The organism is Kitasatospora sp. GAS1066B, assembly GCF_041262605.1.
Classification (GTDB): domain Bacteria; phylum Actinomycetota; class Actinomycetes; order Streptomycetales; family Streptomycetaceae; genus Kitasatospora.
Map to the genome: position 1 here is coordinate 138175 of NZ_JBGCCO010000009.1, position 21328 is coordinate 159502.

15 protein-coding genes and 1 tRNA gene are annotated in these 21328 nt (G+C 71.9%); 10 read left to right on the forward strand and 6 right to left on the reverse strand.

Annotated features, from left to right (window positions below):
* The first annotated feature begins 99 nt into the window (after nucleotides 1-99).
* Nucleotides 100-816, forward strand: a complete 717-nt coding sequence (locus ABH937_RS12570; protein WP_370218230.1) for a rhomboid-like protein — start codon at nucleotides 100-102, stop codon at nucleotides 814-816.
* Nucleotides 817-864: 48 nt separating this feature from the next.
* Complete coding sequence (locus ABH937_RS12575; RefSeq protein WP_370218231.1) at nucleotides 865-2961, forward strand: hypothetical protein; 2097 nt, start codon at nucleotides 865-867, stop codon at nucleotides 2959-2961.
* A gap of 11 nt (nucleotides 2962-2972) precedes the next feature.
* Here the strand turns inward: ABH937_RS12575 and ABH937_RS12580 are convergent, their stop codons facing one another.
* On the reverse strand, nucleotides 2973-4571 hold the full coding sequence (locus ABH937_RS12580) for a hypothetical protein (protein ID WP_280689608.1): 1599 nt from the start codon (nucleotides 4569-4571) through the stop codon (nucleotides 2973-2975).
* A 293-nt stretch (nucleotides 4572-4864) separates the two neighbouring features.
* Between ABH937_RS12580 and ABH937_RS12585 the strand changes: the two genes are divergently transcribed.
* Both ABH937_RS12585 and ABH937_RS12590 read left to right on the forward strand, forming a co-directional pair.
* Nucleotides 4865-4937 (forward strand) — tRNA-Arg (locus ABH937_RS12585).
* Nucleotides 4938-5098: 161 nt separating this feature from the next.
* The gene (locus ABH937_RS12590; protein WP_280689607.1) at nucleotides 5099-5806 is read left to right on the forward strand and encodes a Crp/Fnr family transcriptional regulator; all 708 of its coding nucleotides are present in this window, start codon (nucleotides 5099-5101) and stop codon (nucleotides 5804-5806) included.
* Here the strand turns inward: ABH937_RS12590 and ABH937_RS12595 are convergent.
* The gene (locus ABH937_RS12595; protein WP_280689606.1) at nucleotides 5769-6185 is read right to left on the reverse strand and encodes a hypothetical protein; all 417 of its coding nucleotides are present in this window, start codon (nucleotides 6183-6185) and stop codon (nucleotides 5769-5771) included. The two genes, ABH937_RS12590 and ABH937_RS12595, sit on opposite strands and share 38 nt — an antisense overlap.
* Before the next feature lie 267 nt (nucleotides 6186-6452).
* On the opposite strand from ABH937_RS12595, the gene ABH937_RS12600 reads away from it, so the two are divergent.
* The 5 genes from ABH937_RS12600 (at nucleotide 6453) to ABH937_RS12620 (ending at nucleotide 12543) form a co-directional block, all read left to right on the forward strand.
* Nucleotides 6453-7214: a hypothetical protein gene (locus ABH937_RS12600; protein ID WP_280689605.1), complete on the forward strand. Its 762-nt coding sequence runs from the start codon at nucleotides 6453-6455 to the stop codon at nucleotides 7212-7214.
* Nucleotides 7211-9313 (forward strand): hypothetical protein, encoded by a 2103-nt coding sequence (locus tag ABH937_RS12605; protein WP_280689604.1) that lies wholly within the window; start codon nucleotides 7211-7213, stop codon nucleotides 9311-9313. The genes ABH937_RS12600 and ABH937_RS12605 overlap by 4 nt, the downstream gene beginning before the upstream one ends.
* On the forward strand, nucleotides 9310-10497 hold the full coding sequence (locus ABH937_RS12610) for a hypothetical protein (RefSeq protein WP_280689603.1): 1188 nt from the start codon (nucleotides 9310-9312) through the stop codon (nucleotides 10495-10497). Before ABH937_RS12605 ends, ABH937_RS12610 begins: the two co-directional genes overlap by 4 nt.
* Nucleotides 10487-11965 carry a DUF4407 domain-containing protein gene (locus ABH937_RS12615; RefSeq protein ID WP_280689602.1) on the forward strand — a complete coding sequence of 493 codons (1479 nt, stop codon included), beginning with the start codon at nucleotides 10487-10489 and terminating at the stop codon, nucleotides 11963-11965. Before ABH937_RS12610 ends, ABH937_RS12615 begins: the two co-directional genes overlap by 11 nt.
* Before the next feature lie 371 nt (nucleotides 11966-12336).
* Nucleotides 12337-12543: a hypothetical protein gene (locus ABH937_RS12620; RefSeq protein ID WP_370218234.1), complete on the forward strand. Its 207-nt coding sequence runs from the start codon at nucleotides 12337-12339 to the stop codon at nucleotides 12541-12543.
* A gap of 249 nt (nucleotides 12544-12792) precedes the next feature.
* Here the strand turns inward: ABH937_RS12620 and ABH937_RS12625 are convergent, their stop codons facing one another.
* Together ABH937_RS12625 and ABH937_RS12630 are read right to left on the reverse strand one after the other, a co-directional pair.
* Nucleotides 12793-14112 (reverse strand): glycoside hydrolase family 18 protein, encoded by a 1320-nt coding sequence (locus tag ABH937_RS12625; RefSeq protein WP_280689600.1) that lies wholly within the window; start codon nucleotides 14110-14112, stop codon nucleotides 12793-12795.
* 190 nt (nucleotides 14113-14302) lie between these two features.
* Entirely contained in the window at nucleotides 14303-15679 is a 1377-nt protein-coding gene (locus ABH937_RS12630) for an LCP family protein (RefSeq protein WP_370218235.1), read from the reverse strand.
* A gap of 335 nt (nucleotides 15680-16014) precedes the next feature.
* Here ABH937_RS12630 and ABH937_RS12635 point away from each other — a divergent pair, with 335 nt between their 5' ends.
* Entirely contained in the window at nucleotides 16015-17598 is a 1584-nt protein-coding gene (locus ABH937_RS12635) for a PucR family transcriptional regulator (RefSeq protein WP_370218236.1), read from the forward strand.
* A 17-nt stretch (nucleotides 17599-17615) separates the two neighbouring features.
* Here the strand turns inward: ABH937_RS12635 and ABH937_RS12640 are convergent, their stop codons facing one another.
* Together ABH937_RS12640 and murJ are read right to left on the reverse strand one after the other, a co-directional pair.
* A complete protein-coding gene (locus ABH937_RS12640; RefSeq protein ID WP_370218237.1) occupies nucleotides 17616-18488 on the reverse strand; it encodes a carbon-nitrogen hydrolase family protein in 873 nt (290 codons plus the stop codon).
* Between the two features lie 11 nt (nucleotides 18489-18499).
* Nucleotides 18500-20953, reverse strand: a complete 2454-nt coding sequence (gene murJ, locus ABH937_RS12645; RefSeq protein WP_280689596.1) for a murein biosynthesis integral membrane protein MurJ — start codon at nucleotides 20951-20953, stop codon at nucleotides 18500-18502.
* Between the last annotated feature and the right edge of the window lie 375 nt (nucleotides 20954-21328).

A 21328-nucleotide genomic window follows, 5' to 3' on the forward strand; every position in this document is an offset into this window, starting at 1 on the left:
AACGCAATGTGACATATGACAGACCCTTAGATGGCATCGCGTCAATACTTAGGGCGTGGCAAGATTCCGGCCCGGGCGCTCAACGCCGAGACTGGGGCCATGGGTCACCGAGTCGGCAGGCTGCTCCGCGGGTACTGGGCCTACATCTGCAGCGCCCCAGGAACCCACATCTGGCTGCTGATCCTCTTCGCCACCACGGTTGCGCTGCGCCATGTCTCCCCGCACGCGGAGCACCGGATCCTGGAGCACCGCTCCACCAATCTGCACGCGCTGGGCACGGATCCGATCCGGGTGCTGATCACCAGCGCCTTCTACATCGCCGGCGGCGGCTGGTTCTTCTACTTCGTGCTCTACAACATCTTCCAGGCGCCCGCCGAACGCTGGCTGGGCACCGCCCGCTGGCTGCTCGTGGTGGTCATCGCGCACGTGGGGGCCACCTACCTGAGCGAGGGCGTGCTGTACTGGGCGATCAAGCACGGCCACGCCCCCGAGCGGGCCAGGTTCACCCTCGACTACGGCGTCAGCTACGCGCTGGCCGGCGTCGAGGCGGTGCTCGTCTACCTGCTCGTCCGCCCCTGGCGCTACCTCTACCTGGTCGGGCTGCTGCTCTTCTACGGCATCGCGATGCTGCGCGCCCGCGACTTCACCAGCGTCGGCCACTTCAGCGCCGTCCTGCTCGGCCTCGCCTGCTACCCGCTGACCCGCGCCCGCCCCGGGAGCTTCGACCCGCTGGATCTGCTCTCCGCCGGCTTCCGTGCCCGGCTCCGCGCCCGACTCCCCGCCCGTTTCCGCCCCCGGCGACCGGCCGGCCCGTAGGCTGGTACGGAGGGTCGCGGTCAGGGCGGACGGCGGAAGGGGCGGCGGATGGCACCGCAGGGCGAGACGGGCGGCCCGGGGCCGACGGTGAACAACTCGATCAGCGACAGCCGGATCGAGCAGCTCGTCCAGGGGCAGAACGTCACCGTCAACTTCCGTGCACCGCACCGTCCGCACGTCACGCCGCGGCAGATCCAGCCGCTGCGCCGGGCCTTTGTCAACCGGGCGGCCGAACTGGCCGCGCTCACCGAGGCGCTGGCCGGCGTCGGGCACGGCCACGGGCCGTCCATCGTCGCCTTCACCGGCCTCGGCGGGGTCGGCAAGACCGAGCTGATCGCCCAGTGGGCCGAGCGCGAGCGGGCGCAGTTCCCGGACGGCGACCTCTACGCCGACCTGGCGGCGATCCGCCACCAGGGCGCGGTCGACCTCGGCGAGGTGCTCGGTAGCTTCCTGCGCGCGCTGCAGGTCGAGAAGGAGTACATCCCGGACACGGCGGCCGAGCGCAGCGCGCTCTTCCGCAGCATCACCAAGGGCCGCCGGCTGCTGGTCTTCCTCGACAACGTGGAGCAGCCGGCCGAGGTCCGCGCCCTGCTGCCGGGCGACGGCCTGGCGGTGGTGGCGGGGCGCAGGCGCCTGGAGCACCTGGCGCTGGACGGCGCCCAGGTGCTCACCGTGCCGCCGCTGACCACCGGGGCCGGCAGCGAGCTGGTCCGCGGCTGGCTGGGGTCCGGGCGCGGGACGGAGGAGGAGCTGGCCGAGCTGGTCACCCGGTGCGGCGGGCTGCCGCTGGCGCTGAACGCGGTCGGCTCGCAGCTGATCGGGCGCCGGCAGCTGACGGTCCGCCGGGTGGTGGCCGCGCTGGCCGACCGGCCGCGTCAGGACGGGGTGGACGACGCGCTCGAAGCGGTCTGCGCCGGGCTGCCCGAACCGGCCCGCGGGCTCTACCAGCTGATCGGGGTGCTGCCCGGGGCCCGGTTCACCCGCGAGGTCCTCCAGGTCGCCGCCGGCGGTGGCCCGGTCGATCCCGCGCTGGACGACCTTTTGGACGCGCACCTGATCGACGAACTGCCGGTCGCCGGCGAGCCGCCGGAGGACCCGGCCGAGGACCGGTTCGGCTGCCACGACCTGGTCCGCGAGCACGCCGCCCGCCGGGCCGCCGGAGCGCTGAGCGCCGCCGAGATCGCGGCCGTGCAGCGCCGCCTGCTCGACTACTACCTGCACCGCACCGCCCTCGCCGACCGCTCCTTCGGCGAGCGCTTCCGCCTCCAGGAGCCGCCCGCCGCAGGCCTGCTGACGGATCTGCTGACGGACCACGCGCCGGACCTCGACTGGCTGGAGCGGGAGAGCGCGACCATCCTGGTGCTGCTGCGGGCGGCTGCCGCGCAGCGCCTGCACGGTGCCGTCTGGCGGCTGTGCGAGTCGCTGTGGCCGCTCTACCACGGCCGCAAGCTCTACGCCGACTGGATCGAGGCGCACGAACTGGGGGTCGAGGCGGCCGGCTGGGACGCCCGCCCGGACGCGGAGATCCGGATGCGCAACCAGCTCGCCCGCGCCCACTACGAGCTCGGCGAGCACGAACTCGCCGCCGCGCAGCTCGCGCTGGCCGGCGAGTTGCTGCCCCGGGTGACGGACTCGCGGCTGGCCGGCATGCTGCGCGAGTCGCAGGGCCTGCTCTGCCTGGCGCAGGGCCGGGCCGAGGCAGCGGTGGCGATGTTCACCGAGGCCCGGGAGGCCAACGCCGGTGACACGCACGGCATCGTGGTGCAGAGCTACAACCTGGCCCAGGCGCTCTTCGCCGTGCCCGACCGACCTGAGGCACCGGCGCGGGCGCTGGCGGAGGCGGAGCGGGCCGCCGAGCTGGCCGAGCGGACCGGTGACCAGGTGATGATCATGCGGCTCGGCATCCTGCGCGGACGGATCCACGAGGCGCTGGGGCAGCCGGCGGCGGCGATCGAGCGACTGTCCGGGGCCGCCGACCTGGCGCTGCGGCTGGGCCACCGGTTCAAGGCGGACCAGGCGCTGGAGCTGCTGGCCGGGCTGGCCGAGCGGGTGGGCGACACCGGGCTGGCCCGCGCCTGCCGGGAGCGGATCCGCGAACTGCGCGGCGCTGCGGGGGTGCTGCCCGGCGCGGACTGCTCGGACTGAGGCCGGGGGCGCTACGGGCGAGCGGTGAAGCGCACCCTGACCCGCCGCCCCGCCTCGATCACCAGCTCCCGGCCCGCCAGCTCCTCCTGCTGACGCACCGCCACCGCGGCCCCCAGCAGCACCGGGTCCAGCGGCGCGCTCGCCGTCCCCCAGGGGCGCACCGCCTGCGCCTGAAGGACCACCCCCGAGCGCAGCCGCACCAGGTGGCGGTCCTCGTCGAGGGCGGCCACCGCGACCGCCAGGCCCGGCAGTTGGCCCGCCACCCGGGCCAGCCAGACCAGCGGCTCCGGATCCGCTCCGGGCTCGGTGCGCGCGATCACCTCGGCGCTCTGGCGGCGGCGCAGGCCGGCCTCGGCGGTCACGGCGTAGAAACCGCGGGCCGCCAGGTGTCCGGGGCCCACCGGGTAGCGGCGGATCCGCACGCCGTCATCACCGGTGGCCTCGCCGAGCACGTCGTAGGCGCTCACCCGGGCCAGGTCGGCCGGGGCCGGATCCGGGTAGGGCGTGGTGTGTGCCTCCTCCTTGGGCTCCTCGACGTTCGCCAGGTAGGAGTAGAGCAGCTCGCGCAGGATCCGGGCCGAGTGGCCGCGCTCGCCCAGCGAGCGCTGAGTGAGCGTCAACAGTACGTTGTCCGAGGCCTCCTGGTGCTGCTCGGCGGCCCGGCGCAGCTGCGGCTCGAGCGGTCCTGCCGGGTCCAGCGCGGGGGCGCCGCGACCGAAGGCGTAGCTGGGGGAGTCCGGGGCCAGCTCGGCCTCGCCGGTGGCGGCCAGCAGGGTGACCCGGTCCAGCGCGGCGCCGTAGAGCGAGACCGAGCCGTGGTCGCCGACCACCCAGTCGGCCGCGACCAGCGCCGCCTGCCACCCGTTCTGCGGCGGCACCACCAGCAGCCCGGCCGACACCGCCTCGCGCAGCAGGTCCAGCGGGTTGTGCCGGGCCCAGATGTTGGGGTGCAGCACGACGGCCACCGCGTACTCGTCGGCCGGCAACTCCCGCACCAGCCGCAGCGGCAGGTCGGGGCAGCGGCCGAGCAGCGAGTGCTCGCTCCAGGTCGAGCTGACCACCACGAGCCGGCGCCCGCCGACCGCGCCGAGCAGCCGCCGGTACCGGTCGCGCTCGGCCAGGCTGGCCAGCAGCCGGTCGAAGCACGGGTCGCCGACCACCCGGGCCAGCGGCAGCGCCTGCGGGCAGGAGCGGCGCAGCCGTTCGAGCTGCTCCTCGTGCGAGAGCCCGATCACCGCCGGCACCACCCGCCCGCGCCAGGTCAGCTCCTGCCGGGAGAGCCCGGCCGGCGACACGTCGTCACCGGTGGTCGGACGCACCAACCGGTTGTACCCGGCCCCGTGCGGCAGCACCACCAGCGGCGCCCGCAACCGGCGCATCGAGCTGTTCACCGTGCAAGCCACCGCCAGGTCGAAGCCCCGCCGGGTGGCCGCCGACCAGCTGAGCGCCGTGATCCCGTCCAGCGACTCCAGGTACGCGTCCAGCCCGGCGGTGAAGGCCGAGCCCGGGTTGACCGTGATGTACAGCTCGATCCCGTCCCGCGCCCGCAGCAGCGGCAACACGTCCATCACCCGGGTCGCCGAGGTGAGGGTGCGGACCACCGCGAGCACGTGCGCCCTCGTCGGCCGGGTGTCCCACCGGTCCTCATCGGCCCGCCTGGACGCCAGCAGGCGGGACAGCAGCCCGAACAGCGTGACCCCTCCCCGACACCGACCGACGGCACGACGCGCGCCCTCAGATCGTAGTCACCCCGACCCGCACCCCGGCCGAACGACCACCGCCGAGGGCCTCGACGCGTACCCGACCGGCAACGGCAGCGACCCTCGGCGGACCGATCCGCTAGTCTGTCATCGGTCAGGTGGCGATCCCACCGACCTGGGCCTCGCCTCCGGGTGGAGCCCATGCCCCAGTAGCTCAGGGGATAGAGCACAGCTCTCCTAAAGCTGGTGTCGCAGGTTCGAATCCTGCCTGGGGCACAGACGAGGTCCCCACGCGCATGTGCGAGGGGACCTCAGCCGTTCCAGTGTCCCGCTGGGGGATGGCGCCGTGCTTTGTCGTTGGCAGCACAGCGGGTTCAATACATGGTGTGAGTACACGTGGCACTGACGGCCCTCCACTTTGGGCCCTCGGCTCGTTCATGGATCGACTTCCGGCTGACCAGGCTGCGGAGCTGCTGGCGCTGTCCCGGACGGCGGCCTTCGAGGCCGGCGATGTCCTGCTGCACCAGGGTGAGTCGAGCCGGCATGTCATGCTTCTCCAGCCCGCCGACCCGACGGCGGTGGCCTGCGCGAAGGTGACCGCGGGCCTGGAGGGCGGAGCCGAGACGCTGCTCAGCATCCGGGTGAGCGGTGACCTGATCGGCGAGCAGGCGGCGCTGCGCAAGGTACCGAGGTCGGCGACGGTCACCGCCTGCACGCCGCTGAGGGTCGCCGTGGTCACCAGCGACCGCTTTCTGACGTTCCTCGGTCGCTTCCCGGAGGCGGCCCAGCACGTGGCCGCGGTGCTTGCCGACCGACTGGACTCGGCGAATCGCCGCCGGTTGGACTTCGTCGCCTATGGTGTGCCGATCCGGTTGGCCAGGGTGCTGGTCGAACTCGCGGATCTGCTGGGGCGCTCAGGGGACGGCGGTACCTCGATCGGGGTGGAGCTTTCGCAGCCCGAGCTCGGTCGGCTGATCGGTGCGGGCGAGGACGCCGTCGGGCAGGCCGTGCGTCGGCTCAAGGCCGAGGGGCTGGTGCGTCCGCACTACCGAGGGGTGACCGTGCTCGATCTGCGGGGGTTGCGCCGCTTCGCCGACCTCGCCCCGATCACCCTCGAAACAAGGCCGCGAACACGGCGCAACTGATCATCGCGCCGGCCCAGGGCGTGGCCGTGGCGAGATGGCGGTTCTTCAACAGGGCGATGCGGGACAGTAGCCGGGACATCGCCCACGCCTCCGCCGCCTGCGTCTCAGGGGCGGCAGTGCCCTCGGGCTGCGGCCCGACGATGCCGAACCGGCTGGGCAGCGCCGGCGGATCCATCCGGGGACGCAGAGCCTGCAGCACGTGGTACCCGGAGACCAGAAAGGCCACGGCGAACAGGGCGAGCAGCACCCAGACGACGACGGTACGCCCGGAGGTTCCCCCCAGCACACCCAGCGCTGCCACGGTGCCGCCGGTGTGCAGGACCAAGAGCGTGTTCACCTTGGCGTCGGCTTGTTGCACATAACCCTGGGCGGCCGTCATGGCGGCGAGGGCCGTCTCCAGGTCAGTTGATGGAGACCGTTCAATCGGATGATCAGTCACTTGTGCCCCCAAGAGGATGAGTTGCCGCCTCCATGGGATCTCGAAAGTAACTCGGCGATGCCGTATGAATCAGTAAAGTGATCGTCGCTGCACGGCCTGCCCTGAACGGTACGGGTGAACGCCGTACTTTTGCGGGATCTTCTGTCGTACCCGCACGCGACACTGACTCTCTGTCGCCCACCGATCGGTGCGAAAGGTTGATCAGCCTTGGTGCAAAAACCGGGATTCGCTCGTCGTCTGCTGCTGTCCGTCGACGTCATGGGCTACGGCCGCCGGGATGACCGCGAGCACGCGGACGTCCAGCGTGCGCTGCTCATGGTGCTCAACGAAGCCGCCCACGCCTCCGGGCTCGACCGTCTCGACTGGAGCCGGCAGGGTGCCGGGGATGGCGAACTCGCGATCCTGCCGGACCAGGAGGCCGAACCGGTCGTGGTGGACGACTTCGTCGCCGAACTCCATGCCGCCCTGCGCTACTACAACCACGGCCGACTGCCGGAGTTCCGCATGCGGCTCCGGCTCGCCATCCACTTCGGTGCGGCGATCAAGGCCGACAACGGGTATGCGGGCCAAGGGGTCGTCCTGGTGAGCCGCTTGGTGGACAGTCGCCCGCCGCATCTCGCGCTGGAACAGGACGACGGGGCACTGCTCGCGGTGATGGTGTCCGACGAGGTGTACCAGGACGTCGTGGTGCAGCGCCACACGAAGCTGACCGACCAGGACTTCCGCGAGGTTGCCGTGGACAACAAGGAGACCAGGGTGCGTGCGTGGCTGCGGGTGCCGGGCAGTGACATCAGGGCGCTGCGCCTGGAGGCACCCGGTGGTGCGCAGCGCGCAGTCGCTCCGGGACCGGCGTCTGCGGTCACCCGCGCACCTGGCCTCGGGCAGGGCCAGATGGTGCACACGGTCGTCAACGGAAGCGTGCACGCTCCTGGTGCGGTGTTCGGGATCAGCAACGGAGCCCTTGGATGACCTTCTCCCAACCCACAACCGGGCCGGAGGGTGAGTCCGCCGGCTACCCTGCTGCGGCCGAGGACCCGGAGATCGAATCCGGGGTGGAGCCGGATGGCCGCCAACTGCGCGGGGCAGTACAGCAGTTCGTGACCATGGTTTTCAACGGTGAGGTGGATGCCAGGGGAGGCGTGTTCGGGGTCGGCACATCCGGCAAGGGGGGTCGGGGGCGGGGGCGACTACCCGAGACCGGGAAGCTCACCGCCGACGAGGTCGCCGACACCCTGGACGGGTACCAGGCTCCGGCGTGCTACCCGGCGGCGCTCGCTCTGCTGCGCCGCAACTGCGTGGTGGAGCTGTCCGGGTCTCCGGGCATGGGTAAGAGCGCTGGTGCGCTGGCCCTGCTCCGGGAGGTCGTGTCGGGGTCAACCATCCTGCTGGCGCCCACCGTTACGCTCAACCAGCTGGCCGTGCGCGAGTACCACGCCGGGTTCGGCTACGTGGTTCCGGGGCGGGTTGCCGATGCCACCCCGGCGGAGGACGTGGCACACCTCTGGCATCGGATCAGGGACCAGGTCTCCGATGCCAAGTCCTTCCTGGTGGTCACCACAGCCAGCGCGGCGCTGGGCTCGCCGTGGCGCCAGAGTTGGGAGCGCCCCGACCCGATGGCGATCATCGTCGACCGTCTCGGTGGGCACAGTTTCACCGAGCAGGAGCTGAAGCAGTTCGCACAGGCGGTGCCGCCGGCCTTCCGCCCGCAGGATCTGATGGAGGTGGTGCGCCAGATCGCGCAGGGTGGGTCGCCGGAGCGGGCGATGGAGCGTTTTGCGGTGGCGGCCACCGAGATCGCCGGCAACTGGTTCCAGGAGCCGCGATCGCCCAGGGAGATCCTGGGAGTTGCCGCGCTAGCGTTCACCGCTGGCACCGCGGTGCGGACGGTCGAGACCGAGCTGCACCGGCTTGAGGAGCAGATGGCGGCCGCGGTGCCGAGCACGGTCGCCGAACCCGACCGGGCGGAGAAGGCCGTGGCGACCCTGCCGGGCCATCGCAAGCAGTTCGTCGATCCGGCCGGGCTGGTCACCATCCGCACCGTGGCGGACGGCGTCCGCAGCCGCCGGGTGATGGACTTCCGGGAACCGGCGTTCCGCGAGCGGGTGCTGAGCGAGCTCTACGACCGCTATGACAACGCGTTCTGGGACGGGGTGCGCGGCTGGCTGAACGGGACCGTCCGGCAGGGCTACCGGCTGGACCCCGAGCTGAAGCCGGCTGTTGCCACCGGCCTCGCGCTGCTGGCCAAGTGCGACATCGAGGAGGTCGACCGCTCCTACCTCCGGGCCTGGGCGGGCGGGGCGGCGGGCTGGGCCGGGCAGGAGACGGCCGTCTTCACGCTGTGGCTGATGTGCCTGGCGGACGACACCCTCGCACCGGTCGCGCTGACCACCGCCGAGTCCTGGGCGCGGGACGGGGCAGCGGCCCGGCGCTGGGCGGCCGTGGTGGCGTTCGCCGGGGAGCTGGGCCTGCGCTACCCGAGCCGGGCGATCGCCGCGATCTGGCGGGCGATCCGGCGCGGCGGCCGCAACCGCCAGCCGTCGCAGCAGGCGCTGGCCCGACTGTTCGGCCTGCTGACCTCGGAGGGCGAGCAACCGGGACGGATCCCGGCCCAGTTGGACCACGAGCTGTACGAGGGCGGTGGCTCGCGGCCCAGCGTCCTGGTGATCGAGACCGTGCTGGAACTGGTCGAGGTGACCGACGACCAGAGCGGGGTGCCGGTGGTGATGGTGTACCTGCACCGCTGGCCGGAGCGGACGGCCGTGGTGGCCCGGTTGTGGGCCGCGGCGCTGCGGCACCGGCCGAGCCGGCAGCGGGCCCTCGGGGCGCTGGCGACCGGTCTGGCGGGCCTGAGCAGGATCAGCGACCAGCCGGCCGACGAGGCGGCCCGGCTCGGTGAACACCTGGCCCGCGCACTGCCGCCCGACGAGTACCGGCCGCTGCGCAGTGACCTGAGCCTGGTGGCGGCCGGTCTGCGACGTACTCCCGGGCAGGCCCGGGCCCTGATCGAGATCCTCCTGGCGGCGGTGGCCAAGGCCGACCGCCACGAGCTCCTGGAAGGCGACACATGAGCAAGCCGTACCCGGTGGTCGTCCAGCGTCCACTGGCGCAGACGCGCAAGCGGGGCCCGCTCGGGCTGCTGCCCCGCAAGCGCGAGGCGCACGAGCTGCCGACGGTCTCCGCGCACGAGGTGATGGTGTACCGGGTGGACGGCAAGTACCACCTGGACACCGGCCAGGGCCGGCTGAGCGATCAGCCGGTGGTGGAGGCCTCGCACGTCAGCGTCGTCGACCTGCGCCGCAACACGCCCGTCACCGTGCTCCTGCCCATCCCCTCGGCGGAGGCCAGCGAGTTCACGGTCGAGGTCACCTTCGTCTGCACGGTGACCGATCCCGTCGAGATCGTGGCGGAGGGCCTGACGGATGCCGGGCTGGCACTGCGGGCGCACCTGCGCAAGCACCGGCAGATCTTCGAACTCGGGCTCGACCACCGACTGAAGGACGTCAACACCGTTCGCCGCAACGCCAGCGCACAGGTCTTCGCCTACATCACCGAACGGCCGCTGAGGCTCGACGGCATGACGGTGGAGCTGGAGAGCGTCCAAGTACGGACCCCCGAGGTGCTCTCGGACTTCGAGGAGCAGCGGCGCACACAGGAGTTCGACCATGCGCTGGCCTTCGAACGGCAGCGTCAGAGCCACACGCTGGGCTCGCAGCGCCAGCAGTACGAGCAGGACCTGGACGAGCGCGAGCGGGACCACCGCCATGGCGCGTCGACGGCCGACCAGACCAATGAGCTGCTGCTGGAGCAGGAACGCCGCGAGTTCGCGCTCCGGGCGGCTCGGCTGACCAAGGAGCAGGTCGGCGACAGCCCCACCGAGGCCGCCCATCTCGCCCATGCCGCAGGCAGCCTGGACCCCCTCGAGTTGATGCGCGTCCTGCAGCAGGAGGAGGGCAACCAGCGCGCGGCCCGGCGGCTCAGGGAGGCCCGCGACGCCGAGGTCAGGCGGGAGTTGCTCATCAATCTGATCAAGGAGGGCCACACCGCGCACACCAACATCGACGTGGGCTCGTTGATCCAGGAGGCCGTCGGCGCACAGGCGCTCGGCACCGGTCCGGCGGACCCCGAAGCCCCGGCGATCGGTCCTGCGGCGCGGCGCACGACGGTGGACCCGAACGAGGACGAGCCGGACGAGTTCGCTCCGGAGAGCCTTGACGAATCGATCAAGGGCCTGAGGGAAGAGGATGACTACTGAGGTTCGCGGTCCCGCGGTGGCAGAACCGCCGGAGCGCCCTGAGCACGACCAGCCGGGCCCCACGGAGTTCGACGGTGCCCTGAACGCACTGCTGCTCGATGCCGCCCTCACCGAGGGCGCTCGCAGGACCGGCGGGCCCTACCGTCCCGCCAAGCCCTCCTATGGCGTGGGCCGGTTGCTGCGGAAGTTCGCCGGCGTCAAGGAAGACCTCCTCGACTGGGTGCCCGAGGATCGCCGCCGGTACGTCTGGCTCGGCGCCATCGTACTCAACACCGGTTTGCTGGCAGGGGTTTCACTGTTCACGGCGGTGACCAAGTTCGTCCAGGTGCCGTGGCCGCTCCTCATCCCGGTCGCGCTCGGCTGGGCCTGGGTGATCATCTCCTTCGACGCCTGGCTGATCGCCAGCACGCACGGCAGCAGCGGCGCCGCCAAGTGGCGCACGATGGTGCCCCGGCTCGTGCTCTCGGTGCTGCTCGGCGCGGTCATCGCGGAGCCGCTGGTCCTGCGGGTGTTCCAGCCGGCCATCCAGCAGGAGGTCAGGGACGAGCGGCAGAACGACGTGCTGGCCTACGAGAGCCTGCTGAAGCACTGCAACCCCGAGAACGGGAGCGTGGTCGCCGAAGCAGGCTGCGACCAGTACCGCCTCCAGGCGACGGACTCGGTGACCGCCGCCCAGCAGGACCTGCGACAGGTGACGGCGGAACGGGACCAGCTGCAGACCCAGGTCGCCTCGGTGCAGCAGCAGCTGGACGCCAAGGAGCAGCTGGCCCGGGACGAGTGCAACGGAAAGGCCGGCACCGGACTGAGCGGCCGGGTCGGCCAGGGTCCGAACTGTCTGCGCGCCCGGCAGGAGGCGGACCAGTTCAGGACGGACTCGGGAATCGACACCCAGCAGGGCAAGCTCGCCGCCCTCAACACCCAGGTCCTCCAGCTGGATGCCACCGCCGCTGACGCGACCAAGGGCTACGCCGCCCAGATCGACGGCCGGATCACCGGCCTCGTCCAGCAACGGCGTGCCGCCCAGGGCCAGATCGACATCCTGGAGGAGGACCAGGCGCTGGACCGGCTGGCCGGGCGGAGCGGGATGGTGTGGGCGGCCCAGTGGTTGCTGCGACTGCTGCTCATCGCGGTCGACTGCCTGCCGGCGATCACCAAGCTGATGAGCGGCTCGACGACCTACGACGGCCTGGTGGCCCGGCAGATGGCTGCCGCCGAGGAGTTCCACGAGCGCGCGCTGCGCCGGGAGAAGCGCCGTGGGGAGAGGATCAACGACCTGCGGGGGCGGCAGCTGGAACTCCGGATCGACCAGGAGCTGGCCAAGGTGGAGCAGGCTGAGGCCGAGCTGGAGCAGGCGAGGCGGGAGGAGAAGGCCGAGCAGGAAGCCGCCAGCAACGCTCGGATCGAGGAGCACGCCGCCCGGCTGCGGGGTCAGGGCGGCCGTGCCCCGCAGGACGGCGGGCCGGCCTGAGCGAGCGGGCCCCCGGGAGCAGGTGAGGTGCCGCCTGTCACCTTCAACAGATCAAGAAGTGGGCGGACGGGTACGCCGACACCCTGGTACCGGGCATCCTGACCGAGGTGTACGGCCTGGGCATCTCCGTGGCCGCTCAGCCCTACGCCAACTGCGCTCGGCCGCTCGCCCGGCCTACACCGCCGACCTGGAGCGGCTGAGGGCGCACCCGGAACCCCAGGGCCGCCAAGGCCAAGCGCAAGCGTCACGGGCGTGAGCCTTGGCGGCCCCCGGGAACCCTGGTCCGGCGAAGCTGCCCGAGCGAGGAGGGAACCACCCCGCTCAGCCCGAGGACTGGCCGGCCGGCCGAACCCGCGCGGTACCGTGCCGCAATGGACTCCCCTCGAATCAACGTGTACGGCTCAGGGGCCGAGATCACCATCGCAGCTAACGCGGCAGGGCTTCATGCTCTGGCTGAGCAACTTGTCGGTCTCGCCGATCCTGAACTCAGATGGGGATACCACTTGCACCTTGATGGCGGGGTCAACCTTGAAGAAGGCTCGATCAGCCTGATCTTGGAGCGAGACGACGCAGCGTAGGCACCGTGCTACAGCCGTGCCAGGTCGGACGGGGCGCCAAGGGAAGCGGCGGGCCGGGGCGGGCGGACAGCGCAAGGATGCCCAGTCAGGACAGCAGCAGGTCAGCCCAGTTGACCCACCCCGGTCCTCCTAAAACTCGTGTCGCAGGTTCGAATCCTGCCTGGGGCACACCGCACGCGTGACGCAGAATGCCCCGCGACCCGATCGGGTCGCGGGGCATTCTGCGTCATCGCCGGGGCGGCCTGGTGGTCAGTGGCCGTTCAGGCTCTCGCCCAGGGCGGCGGTCAGGCTGCCGTCGGTGGTGTCGCCGTCCATGGACCAGGCGAAGGTGCCGCGCAGGTTTCTGGCGCGGATGTACTGGCCCTTGAGCCAGACCGAGGCGGGGTCGTCATAGCTGGCGAAGGTGCCGGTGGTGGGGTCGTACTTGTAGGGCTCGGCGGCCAGCGGGTCCCAGTAGGTCTTGCCGGGGGCGGTGACCACCTGGTTGTAGTCCGGGGTGCCGGCCGCGCCCGCGGTGGCGGGTTGGAAGAGGCCGTCGCCGTTCGGGCCGGGGGTGACGCCGGTCCACTCGTGGGCGTAGTACGGGATGGCCAGGCCGATCTGCTCGGGGCGCACGCCCTGGTTCTCGTAGTACTGGACCGCCTGGTCGACGCTGTACCGGTTGTCGGCCGGGTTCGGGTCGCGCGGGTCCTGGAACAGCGCGGAGGAGAAGTCGGTCGGTCCGGTCGGTTCCCAACTGCCGTGGTAGTCGAAGGTCATGACGTTGAACCAGTCGACCACCTGGGCGATCTTCCGCAGCTCCAGCTTGGCGGCGAACGCCGGGTTGGCGGAGGTGTTCGCGGTGAGCAGGTAGCGCTTGCCGTCGGCGGCCCCGGCCTGGGTCTCCTGCTGCCGGAACTCCCGCATCAGCGCGGTGTAGTCCGGGGTGTCCTGCGGGCCGTAGGGGTTGCCGTTGCCCGGCTCGCCCGGGTACTCCCAGTCCACGGCGAAGCCGTCGAAGATGCCGGCGGCCGCGCCCGCGGGCAGGCCGGGCAGGTCGCCCTTGAGGTACTGGTCCACGCAGGAGGCGACGAACTTCTGGCGACCGGCCGCGGTGGCGGCGAGTTGGGAGAACTGCCCGGACCAGGACCAGCCGCCGATCGACATCACGATCTTCAACTTCGGGTACTTCGCCTTGAGTTCGCGCAGCTGGTTGAAGTTGCCCAGCAGTGCCTGCCCGGCCGCGTCGGCCTGCCCGTCGACCGACTCGGTGGCGGAGAAGGGGCGTTGGTAGTCGGCCCAGCTGTCGCCGCTGCCGCACAGGCCGTCCGCCGTGACGTCGCTGAAGGCGTAGTCGAGCTCGGTGAGGTGGTTGATCTCGCCGGTGGTGACCAGGTTCTTCTCCATGAAGCCGGAGTAGATGCCCCACTGGGTGAAGTAGCCGGTCAACTCCTTCTGGCCGTCGGGCCGTCCGCCCCCGTGGCTCGGGGCGGCGTTGGCGGGGGCCGCGCCCAGCAGGGCGAAGGCGCAGGTGGCGGCAGCGGCGGTGACGGCGGCTCTGCGGACGGCGGTGCGGCGGGTCGCTGGCATGGACTCTCCTCGGCGGGCGCCGCGAGCGGGAGCGGCGGTGGGGAACGCGGGAGGTACGGGAATGGTGCGACGAACTCATTGGCATAGACCAATGAGAGGGAAGGTATAGTCCACCGCCCGCACGGTCAATGGCCGGGCGCCGCGGCCCGGCCGAGTTCGGTTCCCGTGCCGACACGGGTGCCCGGCGGCGTCAGTTGACGCAGGGGACGCCGCCCTGGACGGCCGGGCCGAAGTAGCTGTCGCTGGGGGAGGGGGTGGCGCCGTCGGTCGAGGGCGGGGTGCTGCTGTCCGCAGTGCTGGGCGTGGTCGGGGCGGACGGACTGGCCGGGGCAATGTCCGAGGGGGACGCCGACGTTGACGCAGAGGCAGAGGCAGAGGCAGAGGCAGAGGCAGACGCAGACGCAGACGCCGCCGTCGGGTCGATGCCGCCGATGGTCTGCCGCACCATCGCCTGGATCTTCCCCACGTCCACCAGGTTCACGTCCCCGTCGCTCCCCAGTGTGGCGTAGCCCTCCATCGGCAGCGTGTGGAACTCGACGTTCCCACCGGTCAGGTTGGTGGCCTGCTGGGCGAAGTCCAGGATGTCCCAGCCGCTGTCGATCACCAGGTCCTGCTTCACCGCGTCCAGCAACCCCTGCATCTTGGTGAGGTCGCCGAACATCCCCTCCTGCTCCAGCTTGTTGGTGACCGAGGAGAGGAACGCCTGCTGACGGTGGGTCCGGTCGAAGTCCCCGTCCGGCAGGTTGTGCCGCTGGCGGACGAAGGCCAGCGCCATCGAGGCGTCCAGCTGGTTGAGCCCCTGGTGTCCCACGAAGCCGGAGCCGCCGCCTGGCGTGTCGGTGGTGCGGGCGATGGTCGGGTCGCTGACGTCCTTGTTGAGGCAGACGGTGATCGGCCCGAGCGCCTGGGCGACGTCGTAGAAGCCCTTCAGGTTCAGCTCGGCGAAGTGGTCGATCGGCACGTTGAGGAACTTCTGCACCGTCAGCAGGGTCGCCGCGCGGCCCGCGTCGCGGCCCCGGTGTTCCAGGTCCGCGCCCGAGTACTGCTTGGAGAGCTGCTCCTCGGCGTAGTACTTGGCCCGGTCGTAGGCTTCCTTGATCTTGTGCTTGCCGAGCGGGTGGCCGCCGGGCACGTTGACCAGGTCGACGTAGTCGTCGCGGGGGATCGAGAAGGCCTCGACCTTGCCGCCGTTCGCCGGGATGTGCATCAGGATCAGGGTGTTGGTGTTGTAGCCGCCGATGTCGCTGCTGCCGGCGTTCAGCTGGTCCTGGACGAACTGCTTGGGCAGGTCGTTGCCGTTCTCGTCCTTGCGGCTGTCCAGGCCGATCAGCAGGATGTTGACCGACTTGTCCAGCCGTGGCGGAGCGGACACCGCCGCCTGCTGCGGGCCGGGCTGGGCGGCCTGCTTCACCATCTCGATCGCGTTCGAGGTGGTCATCCCGCTGGTGAGGTCGTGGTAGGCGTACCAGGAGAATCCGCACGCGGCCAGGACCGAGGCGGAGACGGCGCAGGCCACCGTACGCCCGACGATCCGCAGGACCGCCCCACTGTTGCCCGCACCCGACATGTTCCCCCCACTGTTGCTACCCGTACTGCCTCTCCTTGGACGTTCCGAGTGGCCGAAAAGGGCGCATGAGTTCGAACAGTGTGGGCAAGGTCACACGGCCACCCGCAGACGGTGCGTCAACTTCGTTACGCTGAACCGAGTTGGCTCGGTCGACGGCTGCCCCGGTCCCGGCCGCCCCGCCTGCGACCGTCCGCCAGGTGGATGATCAACCAGCGGGGGCTACAGGGCATGGCCCATGGCATTTACCATGCATCTGCACCTGAATCCCTGGCTGATAAGAGGGCCGGCCGGGTGCGGCACTCGCATCCGAGTGCTCGGTACCGAGGAGTGTCGCGGTGATCGTTTCTGATCTCCTGGACGTGGCGGACCTGCGGCTGCGGTTGGCCTGGGGCCCGCCCGAGCTGCTGGAACGCCCGGTCACCGGTGTCACCTCCACCGATCTCCAGGACCCGGCCCGCTACCTGCAGCCCGGCGAGCTGGTGCTCTCCGGGCTGGTCTGGTGGCAGCCGGACCACCCCGCCGGGCAGGCTCTCGCGATGCGGTTCGCCACCTCGCTGCGCAGCGCCGGGGTGGCCGCGCTGCTGGCGGGGGAGGGCACGCACGGCGAGGTGCCGACGGGGTTGGTCGAAGCGTGCCGGGTGCACGGGATACCGCTGCTCTCGGTGCCGGCCGGGACCAGCTTCCGGGCCGTGACCGACCGGGTCTACCTACGTCTCTGGGGTGACCTGCGCACGCAGTCCGGCGAGGCGGCGACGGTGCCGGAGGGGGCTCGGCGCGAGCTGATCGAGCTGATGTACGCGGGCGCCCCGGCGGCCCAGGTGTTGGAGCAGGCGGTCTCCCGGCTCGGCTGCGGCCCCTGCTCGCTGGTCTCCGCCTCCGGACGCGCCATCGCCACCTCCACCGGCGCCACCGCCCCGGACCCGGAGACGATCCGACTCGCGCTCCCGAGCCCCACCAGCCCTACCGGTCCCACCGGCGCCACCGCGGCGCTCCCCATCGGCGAGGGCGGCGACACGCCGTTCGACGGCTGGTACCTCTACCCGCACGCCGCCGGCCCGGGGCAGGCCGCCATGCTGCACGGACTGGCCGACGTGCTCGCCACCCTCTGGACCCGCAGCCGTGGCGCGGCCGCCGACCGGCGCCGAGCGGCCGAGCGGCTGTCGGGCCTGCTGACCGGCGCGGCACCGGTGCACGCCGACGAGCTCGGCGAGGCGCTGGCCTCCTGCGGCCTGCCCGGCGACGGCCCGCTGGTCCCGGTGACCGCCCGGATCGACGGTCTGGACGTGCCCTGGGCGGCGGACGCGCTGGCCGAGGCGCTGCGCTCGGCGCCCTGCGAGGTGTTCGCGGTCGGTGCCGACGAGCGCGGCGGCGCCGTCGCCGTCGTGGCCGTGGCGGACCCGTCGCGACTGACGGCCGCGCTGCGCGAGGTCTGGCCCCGGTTGCAGGCCCGGTTGCCCGACCGCCACCTGCTGCGGCTGGGCGTCGGTCCGCGCGCCGGCGGCCGGGCGAGCGAGCTGGCGGCGGGCCTGCGCCAGGCCCGCTACGCCATGGACGCGGCCGCCGCGGCTCAGCCCGTTGCCTGCTCGGTGGGGGCGAGCGCCGAACTGGACTCGCTGGCCGCGCTGGTCCGCGGCATCCCGGCCGAGGTGGCCGCCGCCTTCCGCCGCCGCCTGCTCGACCCGCTCACCGAGCACGACCGCCTCACCGGCGGCGCGCTGCTGGCCACCCTGGTCAGCTTCCTCCGCCACGACTGCTCCTGGGCCCGCACGGCCGAGGCGCTGCACGTCCACGTGAACACCGTGCACTACCGGATCCGCCGGATCGAGGAGCTGACCGATCGCGACCTCGGCAGGCTGGACGACCGCCTCGACCTGCGCGCGGCCCTGCTCTGCACCCCAGCACCGGCGGCGGCGCGCTGACGGCGGGCTGGTGCGGCTCAGCCCAGCCGCACCAGCGCCCGGGTCGCCGTGGCGGCCGCGTCCCGGTCCTTGACGTCGCTCAGCATCCGCAGGTCCTCCCGGACCGCGCGCAGCCGCTCGGGGCCGAGGTCGACCACCGCGAGCCCGGTCTCCGTCTCGCCCAGTGCGGCGATCAGCCGGCCGTCGGGACCCCAGCCGGCGCTGTGCCCGCAGGTGTCCATCGCGCCGGTGCGCCCGATGTGGTTGGCCAGCAGCACGTAGACGGTGTTGTCGATCGCCCGGGCCGGGAACCAGGTGTCGACCTGCTGCCGCCCGCCGCCCCGGCTGAACAGTGCGCCGACCAGGTAGGCGTGGCAGCCGTCCAGCGCGGCGGCCCTGGCGTGCTCGGGGAAGCCGGAGTCGTAGCAGACGCCCAGGCCCAGCCGCCAGCCGGCCAGCTCGACCGTGCAGCCGGTGGTGCCGGCCGCGAAGACCTCGGGCTCGCCGCCGAACTGGTACTGCTTGTCATACCGGGCGGCGAGGACGCCGTCCGGCCCGAAGACCAGCGCGGAGATCCGCAGCACCCCGGCCGCGTCCCGGGTCGCCGCGCCGACCACGGCGGCGGTGCCGGCCGCCCGGCAGGCGGCGGCGATGGGGGACAGGCGCGGATCGTCCTCGGTCACGGTGTAGCGGGCCGGATCACTCGCGATCAGCTCCGGCTCGTACCCGGTGAGGAACTTCTCGGCGAACAGCACCAACTGGACCCCGTCGGCGCCCGCCTGCTCGATCAGCGCGGCCACCCGGGCCACGTTGGCGTCCACCGCGCCGCGGACCACGGCCGCCTGGGCGACGGCGACCCGCAGCGGACGGCTGGGCAGGGGAAACGGCTGGGAGAGGTGAGCGGAGGTCATGTCCGGGCAGCCTACCGACGCCGGCGCCGCCCAGCGGGTTCCGGGACCTGCGGGTACGGCAGCCGCAGCCGACGGGCCAGCGGCGCGACGGCCGCCGCGGCGCCGAAGGGCTTGGCCAGCACGAAGAGCGAGGCGAGCACGACCACCGCGCCGACGCCGAGGCCGAACAGGTTGCCGAAGAACCCGCCGCCGAGCATGCCGCCGATCCCACTCGCCAGGAAGTGCCCCAGCAGCGCCCCCGGCAGGCAGGCCAGCACCAGGCCCAGGTGCAGCCCGAAGACGCGGCGGCCGTCGAGGCCGCTGCCCGCCCGGTTGCTGAGCGAGGCCCGCAGCACCCGGGCGCGTGCCTCGGGGTCCTCGGGCGCGGGCGGCAGCGACTGCAGGCGCTTGGCCAGCGCCCGGCCGGTGATCGTCATGCTGACCACGCAGGCCACCGTCTGCGCGCTCGCCATGCCGACGACCTTCCAGTGCGGGCTGAGCACGAGGAACGCGAGGTAGGAGAGCAGCACGTTGGTGCCGGAGGAGACCACCGTCAGCCAGAACGGGGTCCGCGCGTCGCTCATCGCGTAGAAGCCGCGAGCCAGCGCGTACTGGGCGCAGAAGAACGGGATGCCGATCGCGAAGGCCAGCAGCGAGTAGCTGATCAGCGAGGTGGCCGAGGCGCCGGCGCCGTAGCCGTAGGCGAGACCGGAGAGCTGGCCGGCGAACGCGATGAAGAGCATGGTGATCGGGATGATCATCGCGGCCGAGTTCCGCAGCACCCGGGACAGGTCCGCGCCGATCTTCGGCAGGTCGCCCTCGTCCGCCGCGCGGGACATCTGCGGCAGGATCGCGGTCACCAGCGAGATGGTGATCACGCCCTGCGGCACCACGAAGAGCGCGTAGGCGTTGCTGTAGGCCGCGTTGCTGGCGCCGGAGTCGATGCTGGTGGTCAGTGCGGTCAGCGCGGTGAACGCCACCTGGGTGACGATCACCAGCAGCAGCGCCCAGCTCGCCGCCCGCAGCGGCTGGCTCAGGCCTGCGCCGCGCCAGTCGAAGCGCGGCGTCCAGCGGAACTTGGCCGCCCGCAGCGACGGCAGCATGCCCAGCGCCTGGACCACCACGCCCAAGGTGGTGCCGATCCCCAGGATCGCCGTCTGCGTCGAGGTCACCTTGCCGACCGCCGCGGCCTGGCCGCCGATCACGGCATAGAGCCCGAAGACCGCGATCGCGACGATGTTGTTCAGCGCGGGCGCCCACATCATCGCGGCGAACTTGCCACGGGCGTTGAGCACCTGGCCGAGCAGGGTGAAGAGGCCGTAGAAGAGGATCTCGGGCAGGCAGTACCGGGCGAGCGCGATGGTCAGGTCGCGCTGCGCCCCGTGCCAGTCCGGTGCGTAGACGCTGACGAGCAGCGGCGCGGCGAAGACCGCCACCGCCGTCAGCGCCACCAGCGCCACCGTGCACAGGGTGAGCAGCCGGTCGGTGTACGCGACACCGCCGTCCTTGTGGGTCCGCTGCGCCTTCACCAGCTCGGGTACGAAGACCGAGCTGAGCGCGCCGCCGATCAGCATGGTGAAGACGATGTTCGGCAGCGTGTTGGCGATGTTGAAGGTCGCCGCCACGTCCTTGACGCCGAGCGCGTAGGCGAGCATCGCGCTGCGCACGAAGCCGAGGCCGCGCGAGGCCAGCGTGCCGATCGCCATGATCAGCCCGTTGCGCCCGGCCGCCGCCTCCTCGGACGGCGCGGACTTCTGCTCCTCGTCCGCCGACTCCCGCTGCTGCGGCAGCTGCCCGCGCGACGGCGGGGCGTACGACTCGATCGCCCGCAGCGACAGGGACATCGTCGGCGGGTCGCCGAAGATCTGCGGCATGCCGTAGTCGGGCGGCAGCGTGTACGGCTCGGAGACGACGTACGGCTGCTGCTCCGGCTCCCGGTAGTGCCCCGCGTAGTACTGCTCGGGGGCGGGCTGCCCGTAGCCCTGGGGGTAGCCGTCGGGCTGGCCGTACGGCGGCTGCTGCGGCTGTTGCTGCTGCTCGTAGGACTGCTGGTAGGGGACCTGCTGCTGCTCGTACGGCTGCTGCTCCTGGTACGGCTGGTCCTGGTACGGCTGCTGCTGGTACGGGTCCTGCTGGTACGGATCCTGTCGCTGCTGGTGGATCTGCGGCTGGTAGGGATCCTGCTGCTGGTACGGGTTCTGCGGGTACTCCGGCTGCTGCCCGTACTCCTGCCCGGGCCCGTAGCCCTGGGGCTGGCCGTACTCCTGGGGAGCCTGCCCGTACTCCTGGGGGTTCTGCGCGTACGGGTAGCCCTGGGGGGCCTCCCCGTACCCGGGCGCGGCCTGTCCGTACGCCTGCGCCTGCTGCCCGCCCAGCTCCGGATCCGCCTGACCCTGCGTCGGCGCCGCCGGGTACGGCTGCGCCGACCCGTACGACTCGGACGGGCCATACGAACCGTATGGCTCGCCCGCCGTGTGCGTGGTCATCGGACCCCCGTCGCTCGGTGCCTGGGCAGGTGCTGCTGCGGGGCTGCCGCAGTGCGAGCGCGGTGATGCGGGTCGGTGTACGGAGCTGACGCATGGGCGCGAGTTCCGGACGACCGGCCGCCGCCGCGCTGTCGTGCTCGGTTCCCCCGAACCGGACATGGCTATGCCCAGCCGAAGCAGTCTGCCCTACCCGGGCACTTACTGGGGAGTCCGGTGCCATGTGGTGGATCTCTCCGGTGCGCGAACCGGCCGTTTTCGGGGCGGTCGAGGTGTCCGGGAGTGATCGATTTGCCAGGCGATATACCGCTCAATGTCCAGGTTTGACCGGACTGGACCCGCACTGGGTGGACTCGGCCGACCCTGCCCGGTTACCTC

What these genes read in the sequence shown, in the direction of transcription:
- ABH937_RS12595 (WP_280689606.1), bottom strand. Translation starts at nt 6,185, where the DNA reads ATGACGGCCGCCCAGGGTTATGTGCAACAAGCCGACGCCAAGGTGAAC.
- ABH937_RS12620 (WP_370218234.1), top strand. Translation starts at nt 12,337, where the DNA reads ATGGACTCCCCTCGAATCAACGTGTACGGCTCAGGGGCCGAGATCACC.
- ABH937_RS12590 (WP_280689607.1), top strand. Translation starts at nt 5,099, where the DNA reads ATGGATCGACTTCCGGCTGACCAGGCTGCGGAGCTGCTGGCGCTGTCC.
- ABH937_RS12570 (WP_370218230.1), top strand. Translation starts at nt 100, where the DNA reads ATGGGTCACCGAGTCGGCAGGCTGCTCCGCGGGTACTGGGCCTACATC.
- ABH937_RS12640 (WP_370218237.1), bottom strand. Translation starts at nt 18,488, where the DNA reads ATGACCTCCGCTCACCTCTCCCAGCCGTTTCCCCTGCCCAGCCGTCCG.
- ABH937_RS12625 (WP_280689600.1), bottom strand. Translation starts at nt 14,112, where the DNA reads ATGCCAGCGACCCGCCGCACCGCCGTCCGCAGAGCCGCCGTCACCGCC.
- murJ (WP_280689596.1), bottom strand. Translation starts at nt 20,953, where the DNA reads ATGACCACGCACACGGCGGGCGAGCCATACGGTTCGTATGGCCCGTCC.
- ABH937_RS12615 (WP_280689602.1), top strand. Translation starts at nt 10,487, where the DNA reads ATGACTACTGAGGTTCGCGGTCCCGCGGTGGCAGAACCGCCGGAGCGC.
- ABH937_RS12605 (WP_280689604.1), top strand. Translation starts at nt 7,211, where the DNA reads ATGACCTTCTCCCAACCCACAACCGGGCCGGAGGGTGAGTCCGCCGGC.
- ABH937_RS12575 (WP_370218231.1), top strand. Translation starts at nt 865, where the DNA reads ATGGCACCGCAGGGCGAGACGGGCGGCCCGGGGCCGACGGTGAACAAC.
- ABH937_RS12630 (WP_370218235.1), bottom strand. Translation starts at nt 15,679, where the DNA reads ATGTCGGGTGCGGGCAACAGTGGGGCGGTCCTGCGGATCGTCGGGCGT.
- ABH937_RS12610 (WP_280689603.1), top strand. Translation starts at nt 9,310, where the DNA reads ATGAGCAAGCCGTACCCGGTGGTCGTCCAGCGTCCACTGGCGCAGACG.